The following is a 22706-nucleotide window of genomic DNA, read 5'->3' on the forward strand; positions in this document are numbered from 1 at the left end:
AATTCACCTTTGAGAACTTCACTTGAGATGTGCGCTTGATCATTATCGAGGTGCTAGAGGAACAAACGGGCCAATAATCAGAGATTCTGGCGGTGTATCGAAAATTGAGGATAATTGTACATGATCTGTGTCCCCGATGATAAATAAGGAAGAAGACGATACCCCGACTACTTTAATGCTTCCGGTCTCAATGTTGCGGTTGACAACTGTGAAATTCATCCGTTTTCCTCTCCTTTCGTTTCACTTGGAATATGGGCTAAAAAGTGCTCAATCGCCCGCTTTACATCATGCTTCACATATTCAGCAATTTGCTCTGAACGCTGCAACGGTGTCATATCTTCCCGGTGTGGTAACTGTCCCGCATAGTATTTGATCCTGCTGTCAATTTGCTTGCGAATGTCCTCAATGATATGGTGTTTGTTGCTTTCATCGAGGGATCCTTCATATCGCTGTTCTAGTTCTTCAAGAAGTTCTGGAGCTTCTTCATTTAAAAATGCATCGACAAGCTGCCGTGTTTGATTGAAAAATTGATCAGCCATTTCTTGCTGCATCATTCCAATTCCCGGGGTTGTTGTTTGGCCCACTTCAAAGTTTTGAACACTGTTTGGATCAGATGGGTTGAGGCCGATATTCAGCGTCCCTTCTAGCCGTTCGATTTTCAGTTGATCAAATTGATAATCAATCCGTTCTATATTCGTTGTCGGTTTATCTTTGATCATTTGTATTTCCTGCTGAAGCTCGTTAAGCCTTTTTTCAAGCATCATGATTTGTTGCGATTGTTTTTGAATGATGCCATATACTTGTGAAGCGTTGCTCTGATAATCATACATTTACCTACACCTCCGGGGATTGCAGATGACTTAAGTTGTTGGTGACTGAAGCGGTACAAAAGGTGCTGTGCTTGCGCCTTGAGATTCTTCAATTCCTTGTGTACCTGCTGCGGCAGGCGCTGCTTCTACGTAGCTTCCCGTGTTATACAGGTTGGAAAGGGCTTTGATGGATCCAGCACTCCCGATTTGCAGAACAGAGGAGTTACTCACAGACTCCACACGTAAATAATTAATTTGTATCGCTTGATTAATATAGAAGTTCAACGGATCCTCACTCCTTACAAGTTACCAACAAGCGGTTGATCTATGACATCACTGTCGTACGTATTTGTCACACTTTTGTAGTTGCTAATTTGCAATTGATCACCTGTATTAAAACTGCCTGCGCCAGCAAACGTTTTAACCTGACTATTTGGAGAAATGGTGATACAGTCTCCAACATGAACGACTCCGCTCGTTCCGACGGCATTTACTTTAAAGGCTCCCACAATAGCCGGCATAGCGGTGCACATCCTTTATAAAATTAGGGCACTTTGTTTTTGGGCGTTTCACCATAGCTTATGATGGGGCTTTTAATGTGTGATTGTCTTTTTGAAAGCTTTTCATGAGAGGAATTAGATGTATGGCTTACCCTTTTTTTGAGCAATCTTTAGAGGTGGATTTGATGCCTTTATTTAAGAGCATGTCAAGCTCTTGACTGCATCTGATGGTTTCTTCCGCATTCATCCCGAATTTTTTTGCAGTCTCAATTAAATGTAATCTTTTTTGTTCAATTTCATAATTGATCATAACGGACGCCAACTCTCACATTTTTTATCAAATAGAAGGATATGGTTAGTATACCCTATTTTTCTATAAAAAAAGCTGTTTCGTCAATATGAGTAATAAAGTGACAAAATTCGAAAGTGTTCTTACGTGCCAAATTTTTCTTTTCTGATCTCAGCCTGTAAATAACGTCGTCTTTTGTTGATATACTGCCGGATTAAGTCTCGTTCAGATGGTAGGATGTCTTTTCGATCTTTCGTATATGGATCATCTCCAATTCGGTCCACAATCAATTCATGCCATTTCTCGATGATTGGGCATAGCCGGTCTTCTACAAAATGTGTATCGAGTACATGCTGGAAAAGTGTGTAATAGGCTTCTTTAAACGAAGGGATATCTAGTAATCTAGCAGTTAATGTATTAAAGCCGTTTACTGGGATATAATCAAACGCCATTTCTTCTCCATGAATGTCACGACCCCATGTTGCATCATAATCCCAAGGAAGTACTTGAAACCGCCCTTGTTCATTCACATAAAGAGCGTAGTTATGAACAAAACCATCAAAGTTTTGTGTGCATACCACACCGATGAGCCAGCGGAAATATTGTGTCACATCTAGGTATTGTTCAATTTTTTCTGCAAAAGTGTCATCTCTTGCTGTGTTGAGAAAGTAAATAAATTCACTCAGCTGCTGATCATGTTGAGACGTCCCCGTTTTTTTCTCGTATCCGAGAAGAAGGTGCTTTTTTGGCTTCTTATCAAAAGAACTCAAAAGGGAGAAGTTCGCGTCGTCATCAACCGCATAATAAATGCCGCCTCCTGAAAGCTGCCGTTTTTGAAGAAAGAACTCATCGACGGATTCTATTTTCAAATAAATGCCTTCTTTTCTTCCGTTTATGGTGAGAAACACATGAGAAGCGGCTGGACTAAGCACCCCCATCTGCTCAAAGAAATAAAAAGATAGTCTGTTTCGGATAAACGAAGGGTCATTGTACTCTGCATTTAAATGAAAGATGGATTCGCCTTGTCTTTGTTTTGGCTTTCGATATTCAATTTGATAGGACTTTTTCTTAAGCTTTCTAATGTGTGAACCGCGGTATGAAGCATAAATATGTGATTTGATTTGGCCTGTTTTCAGAATAGCTTCAACAGGTTCATCGTTCCAAATGTCTTTTTTTAGTTCAATCAGGTCCTTTGGATGAATCCACATATCAAGTTGTTTTAAAGGTTCCGTGTTCATACGTTCATCAGCCTCCTATATGCTCTTCTTTACAATATGAAAGTGAAGGAATGTCCTGTACCGGCTGGTAGGTATTCATGGAGTTTTAAAGGAAAGAGGCATTCGTCACGAACACTTGTCTACCGAGTCTCGTAACATAAAGCAGAGAAGATAAACAGCTTTGTCTGTTTGTTTTGTCGCAGCATAGACTGGGAGGGGAATTGTTCGTGAGTACATTTGATCATTCACACATTGAACATGCAGTGGCTTCACTTCGAAGTGAGGGACGTGATCATCACTTAGATCGTGAACCAGAATCGAGACGTTCGCATAAGTCAGCTCGTTCTCGTCATTCAAATCGCGGTCATTGGTTCTTTGGTGGTGGACGCCGTAAATCACGCCGCAGTAAAAAAAGCTACAGAAGCTATCGTTCAAAGAAAAGTTATCGCTCTAAGAAAAGCTATCGTTCGAAGAAAAGCATGAAGAGTAAAAAGTCATATAAAAGCAAGAAATCTTACAGAAGCAAAAAGAGCGAACCGAAAAAGTCATGTCGCAGCAAACACAGATCGCATCATAAGAAGAGCTGCCGCAAGTCACACCGCAGCAAACACAGATCGCATCATAAGAAGAGCTGCCGCAAATCACATCGCAGCAAACACAGATCACATCATAAGAAAAGCTGCCGTAAATCACATCGCAGCAAGCACAGATCACATCATAAGAAGAGCCGCAAGTCACGCCGTAGCCATCGATCTAAACGTTCTCATCACCATAAACGCAGCCGATCTTGCCATAGATGTGGAAAGAAAAAGCATCGTTCTCAAAGAACAGGAAATGTTGAGCGTAAATGGGACCAAGGAAATATGTGGGAATACCGCCGTTTCCGCTAGGCATTCAATCATCATTTTTGAAACCCTTTTTAAAAGAGAGTATGATAAAAAAGGGTTTTTTTATTTCATAGAGAAATAAAATGAGACATCATAACTTAGCGAAATGAAGATTGTGAGGGGAAGACATGAAGTTTTTTACAGGTGAGATACATAGCAGCATGTTTATTGGGGTAGTCATTGATGATGAATGGGTGATGGACGTCAAAAAGGCAGAAGCCAAATTATTTGAGCTTGAGACTCTGCCAAACTCTTTATCTGAGTGCATCAAAATGGGGGACAAGTTTGTAGAACATGTGGGGCAGCTTCTTGATTGGGCTGAGAAAAAAGAAGAAGACCGCGGCTCTTATGTATATCCGCTTTCGGACGTGAAACTCCATGCCCCGATTCCAAAGCCGTCTAAAAACATCATGTGTGTCGGAAAGAATTATCAAGATCATGTTATGGAAATGGGAAGTGCGGCGGATATTCCTAAAGACGTGATGATTTTTACAAAGGCACCTACTTCTGTCATTGGACACGAAGATGAGATTCTTCTTCATGAAGATGTGACAAGTGAATTGGATTATGAAGGAGAGCTTGCTATCGTGATGGGCAAATCAGGGAAAAACATTGCTCCTGAAGAGGTCCGAGATTATATATTCGGTTACACCATTCTAAATGATGTGACGGCAAGAGATTTGCAGAAAAAACACAAACAATTTTTCATTGGCAAAAGCTTAGATACAACCTGCCCGATAGGACCTTATATCGTTCATAAATCAATGATCGAGGATCATGGTGCGCTCCATGTGGAAACAAAGGTAAACGGAGAGGTTCGTCAGTCTGCCAGTACGGAATTAATGATCTTCACAATTGAGAACATCGTCTCCACTCTTTCAAAAGGGATGACGCTAGAAGCAGGTGACATCATTGCAACTGGTACACCTTCTGGGGTAGGGAAGGGCTTTGAACCGCCTAAGTTTTTAGCTTCTGGAGATCGAATTGACATCACGATTGAACCGATTGGGACGCTGACAAATCACGTCAAATAAAGCACGTGATGACACAGGATTGTCGCTTTGTGTTCGACTTATTTCGTGGTACGATGAGAAGGTACTTGTTCTGATAAAGGGGGAAATCACAAATGGGAACACATTTACATATCACAGCATGGGTGCTGGGGATTATTTTATTCTTCGTAGCCTTTGCTCTAGCAGGTAAAAACGACAAAGGCGCTAAAATTGTGCACATGATCGTTCGCTTATTCTACTTGATCATTATCGCAACAGGCGTAGAGCTGTATGTTCGCACAGGAATGAAAATTCCAGGTTTCGGGGGCGAGTATATCGGAAAAATGATTCTCGGTATCCTAGTGATCGGTTTCATGGAAATGGTCCTAGTGCGCAAGAAAAAAGGAAAATCGGTGACTGGTGTGTTGATTGGTTTTATCGTATTTGCGATTGTGACCATTCTTCTCGGTTTACGTCTGCCGATCGGTTTCCATATCTTTTAATATAAAAAGGACATTGCTTATACGAAGCAGTGTCCTTTTTATGTGGCATCAAATTGTGAAACGATCCGTTGTCCATCTGAAGTGGTCCATTCAAAACGAATGTGACTGGAGGCAGGGTCATGGTGACATTGAAGTGCAAGTGATTGCGTATCTGCCGAAAACTGAAAGAAAGAGACGCGCTGCAATGAATGAAAGGAAGAGAAGACACAATCATAGACGGAAAAACCAAGCTGCTCTACCTGCTCAAGGATGTGATCAAAGACGTTCTCCGGTACGAACATGAGAAGATCGAGCAAGCCTTTGGCAAGGGACGCCGTATATTGAATTTTTTCTCCTCCTTGTACTTCTATTAGCTGCCCGTTTTCATGAAGAACCATGGAACCAAGCAATTCTCCTTTTGTCCATCGGTCATTTTCCTTCAAACAGATCATTGTGCTTTGAAGACTTTCTGGCAGCATGATCTCTCCTTCTTCATCTTCAATCAGACAATGTCCGTTTTCAATGAGCAAATACCCGTTACACCATCTTCTGCTGCAGCGTTCAAGCTGCTTCATTCGATTCTCCATTTGCAAAAGCTCCTTTCCTCTTTCTTTTCTTACCAAATCAAGCCTGTCCTATACGCCGGGAAAAAAGGACAAATCAACTATCAAGGAGACGATGCATAAACTAAGAAAGGCTGAATGAGAACACTTGAGGAAAAACGGATGGGAGCTGATGATGATGTGTGGAATTACAGGCTGGGCAGACTTTAAAAAGCAGCTCATCCAACAGGATCATGTAATCAATCAAATGACAGATACATTATCTAAAAGAGGGCCAGATGATACAAATACGTGGAAAAGTGAGCATGTTCTTTTCGGGCATAAAAGGTTAGCGGTGGTAGATGTAGAAGGCGGAAAGCAGCCGATGACATATACACATCAAAACCATGCTTATACGATTGTATACAATGGAGAGCTCTATAACACGGAGGATATAAGAAAAGAATTGTTAAAAAGGGGGCACCGCTTTCTTGGGCATTCTGATACAGAAGTTCTTCTTCATGCCTATACAGAATGGAAGGAAGAGTGTGTCTCCCATTTTAATGGCATTTTTGCATTTGTGATCTGGGATAGTGAGCGTGAATTGTTATTTGCAGGGAGAGATCGGCTCGGTGTCAAGCCATTTTTCTATACAGAACGTCATCATTCCTTCTTATTTGGTTCAGAGATTAAAGCACTTCTTGCTCACCCTGATATCAAAGCAAAAGTCGATCATGAAGGCTATCGGAGATCTTTGGCTTAGGGCCGTCAAGAACACCAGGCCAAGGAGTGTTTAAAGGGGTAAAAGAGCTGAGACCTGCACATGCCTTGACCTTTTCAAAAGACGGCCTGCGCGTGTGGAGATACTGGAATGTCAAAAGCAAGGAGCATACTGACTCACTTGATGACACCGCACAGCACATTAAGCATCTCTTTACAGATGCTGTGACAAGACAGCTTGTCTCTGATGTGCCTGTATGTACATTTTTATCTGGCGGCGTCGATTCTAGTGCCATTACTGCCATTGCCGCTAAGCACTTTGAGAAAATAGGGAAAGCACCGCTTCATACGTATTCCATTGACTACGAAGAAAATGATCAATTCTTTGAAGCCAGTCAATTCCAGCCGAATGCTGATGGCCCGTGGATTGATCAAATGACCAAAGCGTTTCAAACGAATCATCACAACTGTATCATCGGGCAAAAAGAGCTGGCTGCGTATTTGAAGGAAGCGGTTGAGGTTCGAGATTTACCAGGGATGGCAGATATCGATTCTTCTTTACTTATATTCTGCCGAGAAATTAAAAAGGATTTCGTTGTTGGTTTATCAGGTGAGTGTGCTGATGAGATTTTTGGCGGCTATCCTTGGTTTCACATGGCAAATGAAACAAATAGTTTCCCTTGGATGAGATCGACAGAAGCAAGAACGCAGCTCCTGCAAGACTCGTGGCAAAAAAAGCTGTCACTTAAGGAATATGCGCAAAGCAAATATGAAGAAACGGTGGCAGAAACGCCTCTTTTAGATGGAGAAACTGGAGTCGATAAAGCCCGGAGAGAACTTTTTTACTTAAATATGATCTGGTTTATGACAACACTGCTTGATCGAAAAGATCGAATGAGTATGGGTGCTAGTCTTGAGGTACGTGTGCCATTTGCAGATCATCGCCTTGTCGAATATGTGTGGAATATTCCTTGGGAAATGAAAATGCATGGAAATCGTGAAAAAGGGGTTTTACGAAAAGCATTAGAGGGAATTTTACCGAATGAAGTGCTTTATCGAAAGAAGAGTCCTTACCCGAAAACACATCATCCAGCCTATACTCAGGCTGTGAAAGAGATGCTAACAAATTGTCTCGCGCAAAAAGATTCTGTCCTTCACGAATTTTTAGATCCACATCAATTAAAGCAGCTGATTGAAACGGAAGGAGCTTCCTTTCATGTGCCTTGGTATGGCCAGCTCATGAAGGGCCCGCAGTTGATTGCCCATCTAGCACAGATTCATCATTGGTTTGAAACGTATCGAATTGATATAGAAGCGTAATAAAGGGTCGGCTTTCTTGTACTTGTTGAAAGGAAGCCGGCTTTTTTGATACATAACATGAGACTTTTTGAGCACATCAAAAGTTGATCTAGTCTTTCTAATTTGTATAATTAACTTAAAGTGAATTAATTTGGAGGAAAAAGGATAATGAAAATCATTGTGATCGGAGCGGGACCAGGGGGACTTGCGGCAGCTATGATGCTTCAAAGCAAAGGACATGAAGTTCATGTATACGAAAAACAGTCCTTTGTCGGCGGACGTAATGCTAAGTTTCAGCTTGGTGATTTCACGTTTGATACAGGTCCTACCTTTCTAAGCATGATTCATATTGCAGAGGAGCTGTTCACCTTTGCTGGTAAAAATCTTTATGACTATATCGATGTAATTGAATTAAAAGAGATGTATAGATTAATTTTTCAAGACAATCAGCTGGATATGATTCGAGATCGCGATGAAATGTACAAACGATTAGAAGCCTTTGCACCTGGTGAGGGCGAAGGATATCTAAGATTTATGAAGGATACAAAGCGCAAAATGGATCGGCTCACACCAATTTTACAAAGTAAAATGGACCGCTTTCATCATTACCTTCGCCCGAAGGTGATCAAAGCACTTCCACAGCTTTCGCTAAATAAAAGTTTGTATGATGTACTGTCAGACTATTTCTCGAATGAATCAGTGAAATATGCCTTTACATTTCAATCAAAGTACTTAGGAATGTCGCCGTGGGAATGTCCTGGTGCGTTCTCAATCCTTTCATATATGGAGCATGATACAGGTGTATTCCATCCTAAGGGCGGTGTCAATCAGCTGTCAGAAGCGATGGCAAAGGCGGCGGTTGAAGCTGGTGCAGAGATTCATCTGTCAGCTGGCGTCGAAAAGCTGCTCACGGAGGGAAGGAAAGTAAAAGGCATTCGTTTAGAATCTGGGGAAGAAATACAAGCAGATGAGGTTGTCGTCAATGGAGACTTTGCACATGTGATGACAAGGCTTGTCGAGCCAGGTCTTTTAAAGAAATACAGTGAGAAAAAACTAAAAAAAGAAAAAATTCTCATGCTCTACCTTTATGCTCTATTTAGGATTGGATACCATGTACGATGAGCCGCATCATACCATTGTTTTTTCCGATGATTATGCTAGATTCGTCAAAGGCATTACGAAAACATATGAGCTGCCAGATGATCCGTCTATTTATATTCAAAATGCAAGTGTAACCGATGACTCACTTGCTCCAAAAGGAAAATCAGCTCTTTATGTGCTTGCTCCAGTTGCCAATAACCAAAGCGGTATTGATTGGGAAGCGCATCAAGATGAATTTAGAGAGCTTGTGCTGGATACATTGGAGCGGAAAACCGGCTTTCAGAATGTCAGGCAGCATATAGAAGTTGAGCGGATGATCACACCGAAGCAATGGGAGGAAGACCTTTACGTATATGAAGGAGCTACATTTAACCTTGGCCACCAGCTCACGCAGATGATGGTTCTAAGGCCGCACAATGAATTTGATGAATTAAAGCACTGCTGGCTCGTTGGAGGAGGAACACATCCAGGAAGCGGACTGCCAACCATTTTAGAATCAGCGCGTATCACGACAAATGCCATTCTTTCAAAAGAGAAACATTCACATAAAACAATGCGGCATCAAGAAAAGGGGAGCGCCTCATGAAACAACATATATTGATTGCAGGTGGCGGTATTGGCGGAATGATCTCAGCGCTTTATTTGAAAAAAGCGGGACATGATGTCACCCTTGTCGAAAAAAATGAACGGCTTGGCGGGAGACTTGCTTTTGTACGTGAGAAAGGATATAAAGTAGATGAAGGTCCGACCATTGTCCTACTTCCTGACATGTTAAAAGGCATTTTACATGAGGTAGGAATTGACGAATCATCTCTTGATCTGTTGCAGCTTGATCCGCTGTACACAATTCAATATCAAGATGGAACCTCCTATACGAAATACTCTGATGCACGTCGTCAGCTAGATGAAATCAGACGTGTATTTCCAAAAGAAGATCAAGGATTCCAGAGGTTTATGGAAGAAATGACGGACCGGTTTCAAGAAGGGCAGAAAGCTTTTCTAGAAAAATCATTTCACGAAAAACGTACATTTTTTACAAAAGCCAATATGAAGATTTTAATGAAATTAAAGGCGTATCGAACGGTACAAAGCGCTCTGAAAAAATATTTCTCAGACGAACGCCTGCGAGATGCATACGCACTTCAAACCCTCTATGTTGGGGGAAACCCGTATGAAGCATCGGCCATTTATTCGCTTGTTTCATATAGTGAGCACGCACATGGTATTTACTATTTAAAAGGCGGTTATGCAAGTTTAGTAGATATATTGGAAGGGCAGCTTATCAAAATGGGTGTGCATGTAAGAAAAAATGAAGAAGTCACGCAATTGGTATTTGAGGGAAAACGGGCAGTCAAAGCAAAAGTGAATGATGAACATGTAGCCGCTGATGCATTTGTGATCAATGGAGATTATCCAGCTGCGTTAAAACAGTTTGGTTTAGACGAACAAGATCGCCGAAAATACGTGCCGTCCTCTGGCTGTATGATGGTGTATCTTGGTTTAAACAAGATGTATCAGGAAGCACCTGTTCATCAATTTTTTATGGGAGAACACTTTGATCAGCATATGAAAGAGGTTTTTCAAACGAAAACGATTCCTCAAGACCCGTCATTTTATACATTTAATCCATCGATCATTGATCCATCTCTTGCCCCAGATGGCTGCAGTGTTCTATACATGCTCGTTCCCGTTCCTTCAGGAGATCATATCAACTGGGAAGAGGAGACAGATTTTGTCGAGAACATGGTGGGTGTCCTTGAGAAAAGAGGTTTTCCGGGATTACGAGAGTCGATTGTCTGGAAAAAGGTCAGGACACCAAATGATTCCTTGCGAGAAGGATTGTTTGAAGGCGGCAGCTTTGGACTTGCGCCTAATTTGTTCCAATCAGGTGTCTTCCGCCCGCAAGTGAAGGTCAGTGAGACAGACAATCTTTATGCGGCAGGTGCTTCCATCCATCCGGGCGGCGGGGTGCCGATCGTGATGCAAAGTGCGAAGCTCATGGCTTCTGTACTACTAAAAGATTTGAATGATAGAAAGGAAGTGAAGATAAGTGGTTGATGTACAAACAGCATTAAAAGTGTGTGAGGAAACCATTCAAACCCATTCCAAAACGTTTTACCGGGCCTTTTCCATGCTGCCTAAAAAGAAAAGACAGGCCGTCTGGGCCGTGTATTCCTTTTGCCGGAGAGCAGATGACATTGTGGATGAGTCGCCTTCGCCACAAGAGGACCTTGCATCCTTTCGGGAGACGTTTGATCGATTTTTACAAGGTGAGGTAGACCGGAATGATCCGATATGGGTGGCGCTAGAGCATACATTTCAAGAGTTTCGGATGGATGAAGCCCCGTTTCGTGACCTGCTCCAAGGACAGGAGATGGATTTAGAGCAGCAGCGATACGAAACGTTAGATGAACTGCTCATCTATTCCTACCATGTTGCTAGTACCGTTGGACTCATGCTCCTTCCCATTATTGCACCGCGTAAAAAAGAGCAGCTAAAAGAAGCAGCCATTTCGTTAGGGATCGCTATGCAGCTAACCAACATTCTTCGAGATATCGGCGAAGATCAGGCTGAAAGAGACCGCATTTATTTGCCAAAGCAAGTGATGGATCAATTCGGGTACACAGAGCAAGAATTGAAGGAAGGGATTGTCAATCAAGCTTTTCAGCACGTCTGGGAGTACATTGCTTTTGAGGCAGAGGCATACTACGAGGAGTTTTTTGACCATCTTCATGAATTCCCGCTATATTCACGTATACCGGTGAAAGCAGCAGCCCACTTTTATAAAGCCATCTTAGATAAAACAAGAGAAAACGAATACCGCGTCTTTACAGAGCGAGCATTTATTTCAAAACAGGAAAAAGCACTTATTTTAGAAGATATTACGTAAAAAAGGACTGCACCCCGCAGTCCTTTTTATGTGGAAGAAAAACGATATGCCGTCCATACTCTGGAACGCCAGCGCCTATACATAAAGATGCCTCTGACCCATTCATCCACGATAAAAGAAATCCAAACCCCGATGAGCCCCATTTCAAGCTGAATGCCTAACAAGTAAGCGATCGGAAGCCCAATTCCCCACATTGAAATCATCGCCATATACACTGGAAACTTCGCGTCACCAGCAGCCCGCAATGAATTAATAATGACCATATTAAAAGAGCGTCCCGGCTCTAAAATGATCGTCAATAGGAGAAGTGTGGCGGCGATTTGAATGATTTCATGATTGCTAGTGAAAAACGTAAGCAAATGCGTCGATGATAAAGATAAAGCAGTGGAAGAAAGAAGAGAGATCGCAATGGCCCAGTATAAGCTTTTCATACATCTGCGGTAGGCCGCATCGAATTCTTTCGCTCCAATATGGCGTCCAATTAAAATCTGTGTGCCTTGGCTAATCGCTGCACCAAATAACATAATGAACATCATCAAATTTTGAGTGTAGACCTTTGCTGCTAAAGCCTGCGTCCCCATAAATGTAATAAACAGTGTAATGATCATTTGAGAGCCGTTATAAGAAAGCTGCTCTCCAGCAGAAGGAATGCCAATTTTTAGCAACCTTTTTAAATGCGTCCGCTGGATGTGAAACATGCTCTTCAGCGAAAAGCGCAACCCAATTCGGCGGCGGACAATGAGAATCATCGCCATCAATCCGATCAATCGAGCCAGCGAGGTTGAAAAGGCAACACCCATGACACCTAATACCGGAAAGCCAAACGGACCAAAAATGACCAAATAATTGCCGGCAACGTTTAGCAAATTCATTCCGATGGTGACATACATCGTGTCTCTTGTATATCCGTAGCTTTTTAAAATAGCACTATACGTCATAATAAGCGCTTGAATAAAAGAAAGCAGCCCGACAATTTGTAAAAAGACCGCCGCATCCGGCATGAGTTCACTTGATAAGCCCATCATGTGCAGAATTGGAACAGCTAACATAAACATGAGGAGACTAATGACAAAGCTGATCAAGAAGTTGGTCCCTAGTGAGACATAGGCGACTTGAGTCGCTTCCTGCTTGCGGTCAGCTCCTAGAAGCTGCGCAATCACAATGGTCGTTCCTGTTGTAATGAAGCTGAACATGACAATTAATAAATTCAGGAGCTGGTTGCTTACACCTACTGCGGCCACACTGTTATCAGAGTATTGGCTGAGCATAAGTGTATCAGCGCTCCCCATGAGCATATATAAAGAGATTTCGATAAAAATAGGCCAAGTTAATGCAAATAATGAAGGGTGCGTTTTCTCATCTTTGGCTTGAACCTTTTCATATGACAGGGTTTGAGATTTCATCACAAAGCCCCCTTTCGTATAAATCCGATTTATAGTGTACCTTGCATCGACTATAATAAGAAGAGATGAAACCGAAACTTATTGGAGAAATACGACTTCATAAGGGGATGAATATGAATCGATTTATTACATTTACTGTACCGCCGTTTCCTATTTATATAGCTTCAGGTAGAGGGATATTTCATCAAGGAGAAAGACATATCTCAAGAACCTTCGCTGTATTTGATCTTCTCTATGTCACAAAAGGTGAACTATGGATGACAGAGGACGAGGAGGCTTTTCACGTAAAAGAAGGTGAATATATGATTCTCTCACCGGGCCTGTCACATGGCGGACATCTGCCATGTGAAGAGGATACCTACTATGAGTGGCTGCATTTCTCAATTGATCGATTTGAGCTGACGAACCGGCCGAGAGAACACTGGATTGATATGAAACAAAACCAAGCCACCTTCGAAAAGCCGGCAACATATGAATTTAGCCTGCCTCGTTTAGGAAAAGTGAAGGGACGAAGTGTGTTAGAAAAACACCTTTCAGCGATGAGCGCACTAAATCATGATGCATCTGAACTTCCGCTGAAAAAACAGCTTCTATTTGAGGAACTGCTCATTCACCTGCAAAAGGAAGCATTTCATATTCCAAGTGCAAAGGAGACTGTCGCATCAGAAGTGGTTCACTATCTTGAGCATCACTTTATGGAGAAATTGCATATGGAGCAGCTTGCAGAGAAGCTGCACTATCATCCTGACTACATGACAAGGTGTATGCAGACGGTGTATGGATTGACGCCAAACCAGTACAGCCATCGTCTCAAGATCGAAAAAGCTAAAAGCATGCTCGCTTCAACGAATGAAAAAATCGCAGCCATTGCAGAGCATGTAGGCATTGACGACCCTACTTATTTTTCTAAGCTGTTTCGGCAAAATGAAGGCATGACGCCGATTGAGTACCGTCATCTAGCAAAAAGAACGACAAAGTAAAGGAACGTGAACAGATGAAAAGAGAAAAGGAAGAGCTTGTGAACATACGTCCATTAACCGAAACGGACTTAGAGACGGTGTGGCATTTAAAATTTAAAGCACCAGACCAGTCCTATCGAAAATGGAATGCCCCTTATTTTTATGAACACGAAATCCCGCTTTCTGCATTTAAGAAGCGTTACTTACAGGATGAATCCATTCCCCAAAAGCTATATGGCATTGAAATAGACGGTGATATCAAAGGTACCGTATCATATTATTGGGAGAATGAACGTACACGGTGGCTTGAATGCGGCATTGTCATTTATGACTCACGCTTTTGGAGCGGGGGCGTTGGGACAAAGGCATTAAATCTATGGATTGATGTATTATTTACGCATATTGATATCCCTCGAATTGGTCTAACCACTTGGTCAGGGAATGAACGGATGATGCGGTGCGCAGAGAAATGCGGATTTGTCCTTGAGGGGAGACTGAGAAAGGTCCGTTATTATCAAGGAGAGTATTATGATTCGATGCGCTACGGAATGCTGAGAGAAGAATGGCGAAGCCTCCCGCGCAATATCCTCTGAATCATTATTTTTTTAGGAAAAAAGCATCATATAATGGAATGAACTGAAGAAGAAGGGTGGCAGATGAATGTGGGCTGGATCACTGGATGGTTTGTTTCTATTCTAGTCGCAATCTATCTATTGATAGATGCACCAAAACATGGGAAAAATAAATGGTTATGGTCTATTTTAGGTCTTTTATTCGGGCTCTTTGCATTTGGGATATACCTCATCAAAACAGGAAGAAAAGGATTGGGCTGGACAGTTCTGATCGTGTCCATCATCATCTATTCTATTGTTATGCTAGTCTATGTCTTTTACTTCCTGTTGCTGATCATCGGATACTCAAACGCATCATAGAGAGCGCGTATACATAATAAGGGGGAGTTTAATCTTGAGAATAACGGGTCTATTCGTTTCACTTGCTGTTGCTATCTATTTATGGTTTGATGCGCCAAAGCATCACAAAGACAAATGGCTGTGGGCCATTTTAGGCGTGCTTTTTAGTACCATCGTACTCGGTATTTATTTGATCAAGACAGAGAGGAAGGGGCTGGGCTGGACGATCTTGATTTTAACCATCTTGTTTTATCTCATGCTGCTCATCTCTGTTTTGATCGGTGTTATTCTTTTTTATCAGGCGCCTTCATGAAGAAGGGCCTTTTTCTTTTACCTTTTGAGCCGGAACACCAGCAATGACGATCTGCTCTTCATGAAAGGAATGATTCACCACGGCATTTGCTCCAATTGAGATATGATTTGCAATATAAATGTCTCCAAACAGCTTAGCACCGGGCCCAATCCATACGTGATCTCCAATGGTTGGTACATCCTTTTCGGAATGGTTTTGACCAATATTCACCCCTTGATGAATATCACAAAATGCCCCAATTTTTGCGTGCTTATTTACAATTAAGAGGCCAGTATGATTGATTCTAAGGCCGGGGCCAAAGACGCCAATTGGGATATCAAAGCCAAGCTGCATCCCTTTCTTTTTATGTAAATAGCGGTAAAACCATTTGCGCAGTGTAGCGCCGCTATTAGAATAGTATTCATATTTTCGTAAATACCTTTGATATTTCCATATATCGTCCCCAAACCATTTTGGCCTTCTGCGCGTGATAGCTAATGCTTTCTTATCCTGCGTTAAGTAATGGTGAAGATCGTGCTTTGTTAAAATCATCAAAATTCCCCTCTCCATCCCTTATGTTTCAGAGAAATTATACCATCCAAACCATTTATATCAAGAATAAACAGTGTGATTTCTTCAATTTTCTACCTTCATTTCATCCAAATTTCTGCATAAAATGAGCGCTTTGAATTGAATAGAACAAATGAACCAGGAAAAATGATTTGTAATTTTTTTCAATGTCAATCCGTCTCATGCGTTCCGTCTCCTTATGGCAGTAAGGTTTGTAAAAATCACTCGAAAATACTCATTAAAAAGAGAATATTGTATTCATATGCTTTTCGAATCATCTTTTTGAATACAATTGACTTTCCTATCTCACATCCTCTAGGCTAGTAAATGAAAATGATAATCTTTATCAATTGGAGGAGTGTTTTATTATGTCCATCAAAACCGTTTCTAAAAATCAGCAATTTTTAGAGCAGCAAAGTCAAAGAGAATCTAATGCAAGGTCTTATCCGAGACGGTTCCCATTAGCCATGCAAAAAGCCGAGGGCATGATCGTGACAGATGCGGATGGCAGAGAGTTTTATGACTGTCTAGCAGGCGCAGGAACACTTGCACTTGGCCACAATCATCCGGTTGTGATAGAAGCGATTGAACGTATGCTTCATGAAAAAAGGCCATTGCATACGTTGGACATAACCTCAGAAATTAAAGAAGAGTTTGTGAATGAAATTTTTTCTCACCTGCCAGAAGAGTTTGCAAAGAGAGCAAAAATTCAATTTTGTGGACCAACTGGCGGTGATGCCATAGAAGCTGCGATTAAATTAGTCAAGACTGCGACAGGAAATCGTTCCATTCTTTCTTTCCACGGTGCTTATCACGGTGCGACACATGGCACGATGTCATTAAGCGGGAATTTGTCTCCAAAGGAAAGAGTGCAAGGGTTAATCCCAGATGTGCATTTCATGCCTTATCCATATGAATATCGCTGTCCATTCGGAATTGGCGGGAAAGATTCACACCGCATTTCCAGCTCTTATATTGAGCGTGTATTAAATGATCCTGAAAGTGGTATTCTTCCGCCAGCAGGTATGATCTTTGAAGCAGTACAAGGTGAGGGAGGCTCAATTCCAGCATCTATTGAATGGATGCAAGAAATGAGAAGAATCACAAATGAAAAAGGCATTCCGCTCATTATCGATGAGGTTCAATCAGGCATTGGCCGAACAGGTAAGATGTTTGCTTTTGAACATGCAGGAATTGTGCCAGACGTCATTGTATTATCTAAAGCCATTGGTGGAAGCCTGCCGCTTTCAGTTGTGATTTATGATAAAGATTTGGATCAATGGAATCCAGGGGCACACATTGGCACATTTAGAGGAAATCAAATGGCAATGGCTGCAGGAACCGCTACGCTTAAATTTATAAAAGAAACGAATCTGCTTGATCATGTTGACCAGTTAGGGAATCGCATGCAGGCTTATCTAAAAGACATTCAAAAAAATGTACCTGCTATCGGTGATGTTCGAGGAAGAGGATTAATGATTGGTGCTGAAATAGTTAATCCAAATGAGAAGCAGGATGTGGATGGAAGTTATCCAGCAAATCCTGAGCTAGCCAGTCTCATTCAAAAGAATTGCTTCGATAAAGGCTTAATTGTAGAGACAGGAGGCCGTTTCGGCAGCGTCATTCGATTCTTACCGCCATTGATCATGACTGAAGAACAGCTTGAACAAGTTATCGCTATTTTCAAAGAGGCCGTATACGATGCAATCAACTAAAGCTTCTGTGGATTCATTATTTATCAATCAAAGCCAGCTTGGAAGAGAGTCCTTCCAAGCGGCTCTTCATACATCTATCGACAGCTTACTGGACCAATGGCAAAAAGACCAAGGACCATACAGTGGAATATTGCCTGGGAAATTAGCGGCTAGTGTCGAATCATTATTTCAGTTTCAACCGTCTGGCGAATCAATTGAATCTGTCTTTCAAGATATAAAGCAGCACCTTTTGCCACATCTGGTTGATGTATCGCATCCAAAATGCTTGGCACATTTGCATTGCCCGCCGCTTATACCTGCACTTGCCGCAGAGGTGATAGTAAGTTCATTTAACCAATCAATGGATTCCTTCGATCAAAGCGGTATTGCATCTTTGGTTGAGGAGGAAATTCTAAAGTGGCTATGTGCGAAGTTTTCTTATGGAAATCTAGCAGATGGGACATTTACGAGCGGTGGAACCCAATCTAACTACATGGGGCTGCTTCTTGCAAGAGATGCTTTTTGTGAAAACACATGGCAATGGAATGTTCAGCAGAAAGGCTTGCCGAGTGAGGCTCACCGCATGAGAATTCTTTGCTCTAAGAATGCTCACTTCACTGTGAAAAAATCTGCATCCCAGCTAGGCTTAGGGGAGCAGGCGGTTGTTCTGATAGAGACAGATGAGCATCACCGCATGGACCTCAACGATTTGAAGAAGAAACTTGTTGAGTTAAAGGAACAGGATCTCCTGCCTTTTGCGCTAGTGGCGACTTGCGGGACAACTGATTTTGGCAGTATTGACCCGGTTCGAGATGTGTATGACATCGTCAAACCATACGGTCTGTGGATACACGCAGATGCTGCCTATGGTGGAGCGCTTGTATTAAGTGAAAACTACCGAGATAAATTAGATGGTGTTGAGCTGGCTGATTCCATCACGATCGACTTTCATAAACAATTTTATCAGCCGATCTCCTGCGGAGCATTTTTGCTGAAGGATAAAAGGCATTTCGGCTTGATCAATTATCATGCAGATTATCTTAATCCAAAAGAAGATGAACTGGATGGAATACTACATCTCGTCAATAAATCTGTCCAAACGACGCGCCGGTTTGATGCATTGAAATTGCTTCTTTCTCTTCGTCTGATTGGGGAGGAAGGGTTTGGTGACATGATTGACCATACCATTGATTTTGCGAAGGATGTGGCTGCGCTTATCGAGAGCAATGATCACCTTGAAGTGATCAATCCTGAGCCAGAAGTCAATGCAGTAGTGTTTCGATTTAAGGGTGCGGATGACATCAATAAAATCATCCATCGAACGCTATTCAAATCAGGAACTGCTGTCATTGCAAAAACAGTGGTGGATGGTCAAACATGCTTGAAATTCACTTTGTTAAATCCGAGAACGACAATCACACATATTGAGGAAATCCTTTCTGACATCGTTGATATCGGGATCGCTCATATTCAATCCGGGAGGGTACTACGTTGAGTCAATATAAACAAATGGCTGAAAATGCAACAATGCAAAGCTTTTTAAACTGTTTTTTACGTGAAACAGGAATCGATCGATCTGCAAAAAAAGAGACGAAAGCAGATGGTTCGCTTGTATTCGTGGCAAAACTAGCAAAGCAAGACCTTGAGCTTGTGATTCCGATCCGATACTTTTCATCTGTAGGCCGCCATCTCTTTGATTTTCCGATTCGCTTTCGTCCGAGTGGCAGCCAGCAAGAGGGGACGATCGTCGATTACACGACACTTGTTGCTTTATGTTCAAAGGAGCTTCTCATTGCATATGGCCGCACAGATGCAGAGGATGAATTCATGCTTCGCATCATTTTAAGCTGCAGAAATATTGAACGATTCTTACGGGAGAGAGAAAGTGATCAAGCTGCTTTATCTCAAGCTGATTTTGAGTACATCGAGGCTGAACAGTCACTTCTCCTTGGACATTTAACACATCCAACACCAAAAAGCAGACAAGGGATGACAGAAGAGGAGGAAGCCGTTTATTCTCCTGAGCTGAAAGGAGCTTTCCAGCTTCATTACTTTAAAGCGCACCATTCGATTGTGCTTCAGGATTCATCTATTTCACAACCTGCGGCAAGCCTCATGTTAGAAGAGCTTTCGCGTCAGGTTCCAGAAGAAGCAGAGAGGCTGAATAGGTTAACAGAAAACGGAGAATATGTGCTCATTCCGATTCATCCGCTGCAAGTCAAAGTGGTCATGGAGAAGGCATTCGTGAAGCGTTATATAGAGGAGGGGAAACTGACTTATTTAGGACCGCTCGGGTCTGAATACACAGCGACCTCATCCTTTAGAACGGTCTATCAAAAGGATTCTGCTTACATGCTCAAATTCTCTGTTCCTGTGAAAATTACAAACTCGTTACGCATCAATAAACAGAAGGAACTGGATCGAGGAGTAGAGATGTCCCGCATCTTAAAAACAGAATTAGGCGTTTCTTTATATGAAAAATTCTCTGGATTCCGGGTCATTGAAGATCCTGCATATCTCTCTATTCGAGGAGATGAAGCGGAATCTGGCTTTGAAGTGGTCATTCGTCAAAATCCATTCTTGCATCGTGAAAAAGGCGCAAGCTTAATTGCTGGGCTGTGTCAGGATCATGCGTACGGAGGAAAATCAAGGTTAGCAGGAATTATTCATAAACTTGCAGATGCAGAAGGCCGGTCAACAGAAGCGGTCAGCCAAGATTGGTTTAAACAATACTTAACCATTTCGTTAAAGCCGATGCTCTGGCTATTTGAAACGTATGGTCTTGCACTCGAGGCCCATCAGCAAAATGCTGTTGTGCAAATGAAGAATGGTTATCCAGATACCTTCTATTATCGTGACAATCAAGGCTACTATTATAGTGAATCAAAAAAAGATAAGCTCGCAAATCTAGTTCAAAACTTGAGCGTAAGAAGTGAAACCATTTGTGCGGATGATGTAGCCGTTGAGAGACTCCGTTATTATTTCTTCTTTAATCATTTATTTGGTCTCATTAATGGCTTTGGCACAGAAGGACTAGCAAAGGAAGAAGACTTGCTGGCACTCGTGATAGATACATTGCTTGCTCATGAGGAGATGTACGGAGCTTCTGATCTGACAAATAGCCTTCTCCGTTCAAAAGAACTTCCTTCAAAAGCGAATTTGCTGACACGATTTGAAGATATGGATGAGCTGACAGGTTCTCTGGAAACACAGTCTCGTTACACAGCTGTCTTGAATCCGCTCTTTTTACATAAGGAGGCGCTGATTGGATGAGGCATCGTATTAGGTTTATTCGTGCTGAATATGAAAGAGACGTCCAGCTTGTCCATAAATGGATGCAAGAAGAGTATGTTCACCCATTTTGGCATTTGAATATTCCGTTTCCTGCTTTTGAAAAGCATTTTTATCAGGCAATACATGATCCGCATCAAACCCTTTATTTAGGCACGATTGATGGGACGCCAATGAGTTATTTTGAGGCTTACAACGTGAAAGGAGATATCATTGAATCCTACTATGAGCCTTCTCCGCATGATCAAGGCATTCACCTGTTAATAGGGGAGCCGAATTATGTGGGAAAAGGATTTGCTGCGCCGCTCCTTCAGGCAATGACAGCATTTCAATTTGAGCAGAACAAACGAACAGAAAAAATCGTCGCTGAGCCGGATATTCGCAATGAAAAAATGATTCATGTATTTGAAAAATGCGGCTTTGAACGTGTAAAACCAGTCACTTTACCGGATAAAACAGGTCTTTTGATGTTTTGTGATCGAGAACGATTCGAAAGGAAGTATAACCATGACGCGGTTCAACAAGCAAAATAATATAGTGGATGTAATTGGGATCGGCATTGGCCCGTTTAACCTTGGACTTGCCGCATTATCTGAAGAGGTAAATGAAATCGACGCTTTGTTTTTTGAAAGAAGTGAAGCCTTTCACTGGCACCCAGGTATGCTCATTGAAGGGACAACACTGCAAGTCCCATTTTTAGCGGACCTTGTCAGCATGGCAGATGTGAAAAGCAAATATAGCTTTCTCAACTATTTGCAGGAACAAAACCGTTTGTATTCATTTTACTTTTTAGAGGACTTCCATATCCCGCGCAAGGAATACAGTCATTACTGTCGCTGGGTCGCTGACCAGTTAGACTCTTGCCGATTTGGCATGAACGTCGAATCTGTCTCACTGGTTGAAAAGGCAGGGGAAAAGCGGTATGAAGTGCATGTCCGTCATGTGAAGGATCAAACTGTAGAGGTGTTTGAAAGCAAACATCTTGTCTTAGGAATTGGCACGCAGCCCGCAGTGCCAGCATCGCTCCAGCCAGCTTTAGGAGAGAAGGTTTTTCACTCAGCTGACTATTTAAAACGAAAGAAAGAAGGCTGTTTCAAAGGGAAATCTGTCACAGTTATCGGCTCTGGTCAAAGTGCAGCAGAAGTGTTTTATGACATTTTATCAGATGATGAAGCGAAGGATATTCACTGGTTCACACGGTCAAAAGGATTTTTCCCAATGGAATATTCAAACCTAGGGCTGGAGTATTTCTCCCCTGACTATATTGATTTCTTTTATGAGCTTCCGCAAACAAAAAAGGATGCGTTATTAAAACAGCAAGACTTGCTGTATAAAGGCATCAGTTCGGCAATGATTCGTGATATTTATCATTTGCTTTATGAACGTTCTGCCTGCGGAACGCAGTTGAACACAGTGCTTCAAGCCATGACGGAGGTCAACTTGATTGAGGAAACAGCGGGCGGATTATCACTTTCCTGCACGCAATGGGTCAAGGAAGAATCATTTACGCATGAGACGGATATTGTTGTATTGGCGACTGGCTATCAATCCGTTCTGCCGCCATTTATCAACCCTATTTCTCACCACATTCAATGGGATGATCAAGGACGTTTCCAAGTGGAACGTGAATATCGTTTGAAAACAAATACGATGGGTGAAAATGATATTTTTGTACAAAATGCAGAGCTTCATACACATGGGGTCGGCGCTCCAGATTTGGGGCTGGGGGCTTATCGAAACAGTGTGATCATCAATGAACTTGCTCGTCAAACCGTGTATCCACTTTATCAAAAGCACGTCTTCCAGACATTTGGTACACACAAGAACGCACACACATTTGAAGAAATCAAAGGTTAAG

At 42.0% G+C, this 22706-nt stretch carries 23 protein-coding genes and 2 pseudogenes; 16 read left to right on the forward strand and 9 right to left on the reverse strand.

Features of this window, described 5'->3' with window-relative positions; genetic code table 11:
* Positions 1 to 42: 42 nt before the first annotated feature.
* The 6 genes from AOQ70_RS03740 to AOQ70_RS03765 all read right to left on the reverse strand — a co-directional run bounded on the left by AOQ70_RS03740 (position 43) and on the right by AOQ70_RS03765 (position 2836).
* Positions 43 to 219 carry a germination protein GerPD gene (locus tag AOQ70_RS03740; RefSeq protein WP_003210893.1) on the reverse strand — a complete coding sequence of 59 codons (177 nt, stop codon included), beginning with the start codon at positions 217 to 219 and terminating at the stop codon, positions 43 to 45.
* A complete protein-coding gene (locus AOQ70_RS03745; protein WP_039177664.1) occupies positions 216 to 830 on the reverse strand; it encodes a spore germination protein GerPC in 615 nt (204 codons plus the stop codon). The genes AOQ70_RS03740 and AOQ70_RS03745 overlap by 4 nt, the downstream gene beginning before the upstream one ends.
* Positions 831 to 860: 30 nt before the next feature.
* On the reverse strand, positions 861 to 1094 hold the full coding sequence (locus AOQ70_RS03750; RefSeq protein ID WP_003210877.1) for a spore germination protein GerPB: 234 nt from the start codon (positions 1092 to 1094) through the stop codon (positions 861 to 863).
* Positions 1095 to 1108: 14 nt separating this feature from the next.
* Complete coding sequence (locus AOQ70_RS03755; protein WP_024425506.1) at positions 1109 to 1330, reverse strand: spore germination protein; 222 nt, start codon at positions 1328 to 1330, stop codon at positions 1109 to 1111.
* Between the two features lie 127 nt (positions 1331 to 1457).
* The gene (locus AOQ70_RS03760) at positions 1458 to 1619 is read right to left on the reverse strand and encodes an aspartyl-phosphate phosphatase Spo0E family protein (protein WP_039177669.1); all 162 of its coding nucleotides are present in this window, start codon (positions 1617 to 1619) and stop codon (positions 1458 to 1460) included.
* Positions 1620 to 1741: 122 nt separating this feature from the next.
* Positions 1742 to 2836 (reverse strand): CotH kinase family protein, encoded by a 1095-nt coding sequence (locus tag AOQ70_RS03765; RefSeq protein WP_059374888.1) that lies wholly within the window; start codon positions 2834 to 2836, stop codon positions 1742 to 1744.
* 206 nt (positions 2837 to 3042) lie between these two features.
* On the opposite strand from AOQ70_RS03765, the gene cotG reads away from it, so the two are divergent.
* The 3 genes from cotG to AOQ70_RS03775 all read left to right on the forward strand — a co-directional run bounded on the left by cotG (position 3043) and on the right by AOQ70_RS03775 (position 5197).
* Entirely contained in the window at positions 3043 to 3705 is a 663-nt protein-coding gene (gene cotG, locus AOQ70_RS20165; protein WP_082700810.1) for a spore coat protein CotG, read from the forward strand.
* Positions 3706 to 3830: 125 nt separating this feature from the next.
* Positions 3831 to 4736, forward strand: coding sequence for a fumarylacetoacetate hydrolase family protein (locus AOQ70_RS03770; RefSeq protein ID WP_039177674.1), 906 nt, complete (start codon positions 3831 to 3833; stop codon positions 4734 to 4736).
* 92 nt (positions 4737 to 4828) lie between these two features.
* Positions 4829 to 5197, forward strand: coding sequence for a YisL family protein (locus AOQ70_RS03775; RefSeq protein ID WP_034282135.1), 369 nt, complete (start codon positions 4829 to 4831; stop codon positions 5195 to 5197).
* A 38-nt stretch (positions 5198 to 5235) separates the two neighbouring features.
* Here AOQ70_RS03775 and AOQ70_RS03780 read toward each other — a convergent pair whose 3' ends face one another.
* The gene (locus AOQ70_RS03780; protein ID WP_058838819.1) at positions 5236 to 5763 is read right to left on the reverse strand and encodes a DUF2777 family protein; all 528 of its coding nucleotides are present in this window, start codon (positions 5761 to 5763) and stop codon (positions 5236 to 5238) included.
* A 154-nt stretch (positions 5764 to 5917) separates the two neighbouring features.
* Here AOQ70_RS03780 and asnB point away from each other — a divergent pair.
* The 4 genes and pseudogenes from asnB to AOQ70_RS03800 all read left to right on the forward strand — a co-directional run bounded on the left by asnB (position 5918) and on the right by AOQ70_RS03800 (position 11728).
* Positions 5918 to 7758: pseudogene (gene asnB / locus AOQ70_RS03785) on the forward strand (asparagine synthase (glutamine-hydrolyzing)).
* A 147-nt stretch (positions 7759 to 7905) separates the two neighbouring features.
* Positions 7906 to 9424: pseudogene (locus tag AOQ70_RS03790) on the forward strand (phytoene desaturase family protein).
* Positions 9421 to 10896: a phytoene desaturase family protein gene (locus AOQ70_RS03795; protein ID WP_059374889.1), complete on the forward strand. Its 1476-nt coding sequence runs from the start codon at positions 9421 to 9423 to the stop codon at positions 10894 to 10896. The pseudogene AOQ70_RS03790 and the gene AOQ70_RS03795 overlap by 4 nt, the downstream one beginning before the upstream one ends.
* Positions 10889 to 11728 carry a phytoene/squalene synthase family protein gene (locus AOQ70_RS03800; protein ID WP_039177688.1) on the forward strand — a complete coding sequence of 280 codons (840 nt, stop codon included), beginning with the start codon at positions 10889 to 10891 and terminating at the stop codon, positions 11726 to 11728. Before AOQ70_RS03795 ends, AOQ70_RS03800 begins: the two co-directional genes overlap by 8 nt.
* 26 nt (positions 11729 to 11754) lie before the next feature.
* On the opposite strand, the gene AOQ70_RS03805 is transcribed toward AOQ70_RS03800, so the two are convergent.
* Positions 11755 to 13131 carry an MATE family efflux transporter gene (locus AOQ70_RS03805; RefSeq protein ID WP_059374891.1) on the reverse strand — a complete coding sequence of 459 codons (1377 nt, stop codon included), beginning with the start codon at positions 13129 to 13131 and terminating at the stop codon, positions 11755 to 11757.
* 113 nt (positions 13132 to 13244) lie between these two features.
* On the opposite strand from AOQ70_RS03805, the gene AOQ70_RS03810 reads away from it, so the two are divergent.
* From AOQ70_RS03810 to AOQ70_RS03825, 4 genes are all read left to right on the forward strand, one after another.
* A complete protein-coding gene (locus AOQ70_RS03810; RefSeq protein WP_059374893.1) occupies positions 13245 to 14111 on the forward strand; it encodes an AraC family transcriptional regulator in 867 nt (288 codons plus the stop codon).
* Positions 14112 to 14125: 14 nt separating this feature from the next.
* On the forward strand, positions 14126 to 14683 hold the full coding sequence (locus tag AOQ70_RS03815) for a GNAT family N-acetyltransferase (RefSeq protein WP_059374896.1): 558 nt from the start codon (positions 14126 to 14128) through the stop codon (positions 14681 to 14683).
* Between the two features lie 63 nt (positions 14684 to 14746).
* Complete coding sequence (locus AOQ70_RS03820; protein ID WP_059374898.1) at positions 14747 to 15022, forward strand: hypothetical protein; 276 nt, start codon at positions 14747 to 14749, stop codon at positions 15020 to 15022.
* Positions 15023 to 15056: 34 nt separating this feature from the next.
* On the forward strand, positions 15057 to 15314 hold the full coding sequence (locus AOQ70_RS03825; protein WP_039177699.1) for a hypothetical protein: 258 nt from the start codon (positions 15057 to 15059) through the stop codon (positions 15312 to 15314).
* Here AOQ70_RS03825 and AOQ70_RS03830 read toward each other — a convergent pair.
* On the reverse strand, positions 15309 to 15845 hold the full coding sequence (locus AOQ70_RS03830; RefSeq protein ID WP_041089754.1) for a serine O-acetyltransferase: 537 nt from the start codon (positions 15843 to 15845) through the stop codon (positions 15309 to 15311). The two genes, AOQ70_RS03825 and AOQ70_RS03830, sit on opposite strands and share 6 nt — an antisense overlap.
* Before the next feature lie 386 nt (positions 15846 to 16231).
* Here AOQ70_RS03830 and AOQ70_RS03835 point away from each other — a divergent pair, with 386 nt between their 5' ends.
* The 5 genes from AOQ70_RS03835 to AOQ70_RS03855 are packed head-to-tail and all read left to right on the forward strand — an operon-like array spanning position 16232 to position 22705.
* Positions 16232 to 17578, forward strand: a complete 1347-nt coding sequence (locus tag AOQ70_RS03835; protein WP_059374899.1) for an aspartate aminotransferase family protein — start codon at positions 16232 to 16234, stop codon at positions 17576 to 17578.
* A complete protein-coding gene (locus AOQ70_RS03840) occupies positions 17565 to 19052 on the forward strand; it encodes a pyridoxal phosphate-dependent decarboxylase family protein (protein ID WP_059374902.1) in 1488 nt (495 codons plus the stop codon). The genes AOQ70_RS03835 and AOQ70_RS03840 overlap by 14 nt, the downstream gene beginning before the upstream one ends.
* Entirely contained in the window at positions 19049 to 20830 is a 1782-nt protein-coding gene (locus tag AOQ70_RS03845) for an IucA/IucC family protein (protein WP_059374904.1), read from the forward strand. The genes AOQ70_RS03840 and AOQ70_RS03845 overlap by 4 nt, the downstream gene beginning before the upstream one ends.
* Positions 20827 to 21381 carry a GNAT family N-acetyltransferase gene (locus tag AOQ70_RS03850; RefSeq protein WP_059374906.1) on the forward strand — a complete coding sequence of 185 codons (555 nt, stop codon included), beginning with the start codon at positions 20827 to 20829 and terminating at the stop codon, positions 21379 to 21381. The genes AOQ70_RS03845 and AOQ70_RS03850 overlap by 4 nt, the downstream gene beginning before the upstream one ends.
* A complete protein-coding gene (locus tag AOQ70_RS03855) occupies positions 21356 to 22705 on the forward strand; it encodes a lysine N(6)-hydroxylase/L-ornithine N(5)-oxygenase family protein (RefSeq protein ID WP_059374909.1) in 1350 nt (449 codons plus the stop codon). The genes AOQ70_RS03850 and AOQ70_RS03855 overlap by 26 nt, the downstream gene beginning before the upstream one ends.
* Position 22706: the final 1 nt, after the last annotated feature.

It is taken from the genome of Bacillus sp. AM 13(2015) (genome assembly GCF_001518755.1).
Classification (GTDB): domain Bacteria; phylum Bacillota; class Bacilli; order Bacillales; family Bacillaceae; genus Bacillus; species Bacillus safensis.

Bases quoted from the DNA above. Each gene is read 5' to 3' on its own strand.
- AOQ70_RS03740 (WP_003210893.1), bottom strand. From the start codon at position 219: ATGAATTTCACAGTTGTCAACCGCAACATTGAGACCGGAAGCATTAAA.
- AOQ70_RS03745 (WP_039177664.1), bottom strand. From the start codon at position 830: ATGTATGATTATCAGAGCAACGCTTCACAAGTATATGGCATCATTCAA.
- AOQ70_RS03755 (WP_024425506.1), bottom strand. From the start codon at position 1,330: ATGCCGGCTATTGTGGGAGCCTTTAAAGTAAATGCCGTCGGAACGAGC.
- AOQ70_RS03760 (WP_039177669.1), bottom strand. From the start codon at position 1,619: ATGATCAATTATGAAATTGAACAAAAAAGATTACATTTAATTGAGACT.
- AOQ70_RS03765 (WP_059374888.1), bottom strand. From the start codon at position 2,836: ATGAACACGGAACCTTTAAAACAACTTGATATGTGGATTCATCCAAAG.
- AOQ70_RS03770 (WP_039177674.1), top strand. From the start codon at position 3,831: ATGAAGTTTTTTACAGGTGAGATACATAGCAGCATGTTTATTGGGGTA.
- AOQ70_RS03775 (WP_034282135.1), top strand. From the start codon at position 4,829: ATGGGAACACATTTACATATCACAGCATGGGTGCTGGGGATTATTTTA.
- AOQ70_RS03780 (WP_058838819.1), bottom strand. From the start codon at position 5,763: ATGGAGAATCGAATGAAGCAGCTTGAACGCTGCAGCAGAAGATGGTGT.
- AOQ70_RS03795 (WP_059374889.1), top strand. From the start codon at position 9,421: ATGAAACAACATATATTGATTGCAGGTGGCGGTATTGGCGGAATGATC.
- AOQ70_RS03805 (WP_059374891.1), bottom strand. From the start codon at position 13,131: ATGAAATCTCAAACCCTGTCATATGAAAAGGTTCAAGCCAAAGATGAG.
- AOQ70_RS03810 (WP_059374893.1), top strand. From the start codon at position 13,245: ATGAATCGATTTATTACATTTACTGTACCGCCGTTTCCTATTTATATA.
- AOQ70_RS03815 (WP_059374896.1), top strand. From the start codon at position 14,126: ATGAAAAGAGAAAAGGAAGAGCTTGTGAACATACGTCCATTAACCGAA.
- AOQ70_RS03820 (WP_059374898.1), top strand. From the start codon at position 14,747: ATGAATGTGGGCTGGATCACTGGATGGTTTGTTTCTATTCTAGTCGCA.
- AOQ70_RS03830 (WP_041089754.1), bottom strand. From the start codon at position 15,845: ATGATTTTAACAAAGCACGATCTTCACCATTACTTAACGCAGGATAAG.
- AOQ70_RS03835 (WP_059374899.1), top strand. From the start codon at position 16,232: ATGTCCATCAAAACCGTTTCTAAAAATCAGCAATTTTTAGAGCAGCAA.
- AOQ70_RS03840 (WP_059374902.1), top strand. From the start codon at position 17,565: ATGCAATCAACTAAAGCTTCTGTGGATTCATTATTTATCAATCAAAGC.
- AOQ70_RS03850 (WP_059374906.1), top strand. From the start codon at position 20,827: ATGAGGCATCGTATTAGGTTTATTCGTGCTGAATATGAAAGAGACGTC.
- AOQ70_RS03855 (WP_059374909.1), top strand. From the start codon at position 21,356: ATGACGCGGTTCAACAAGCAAAATAATATAGTGGATGTAATTGGGATC.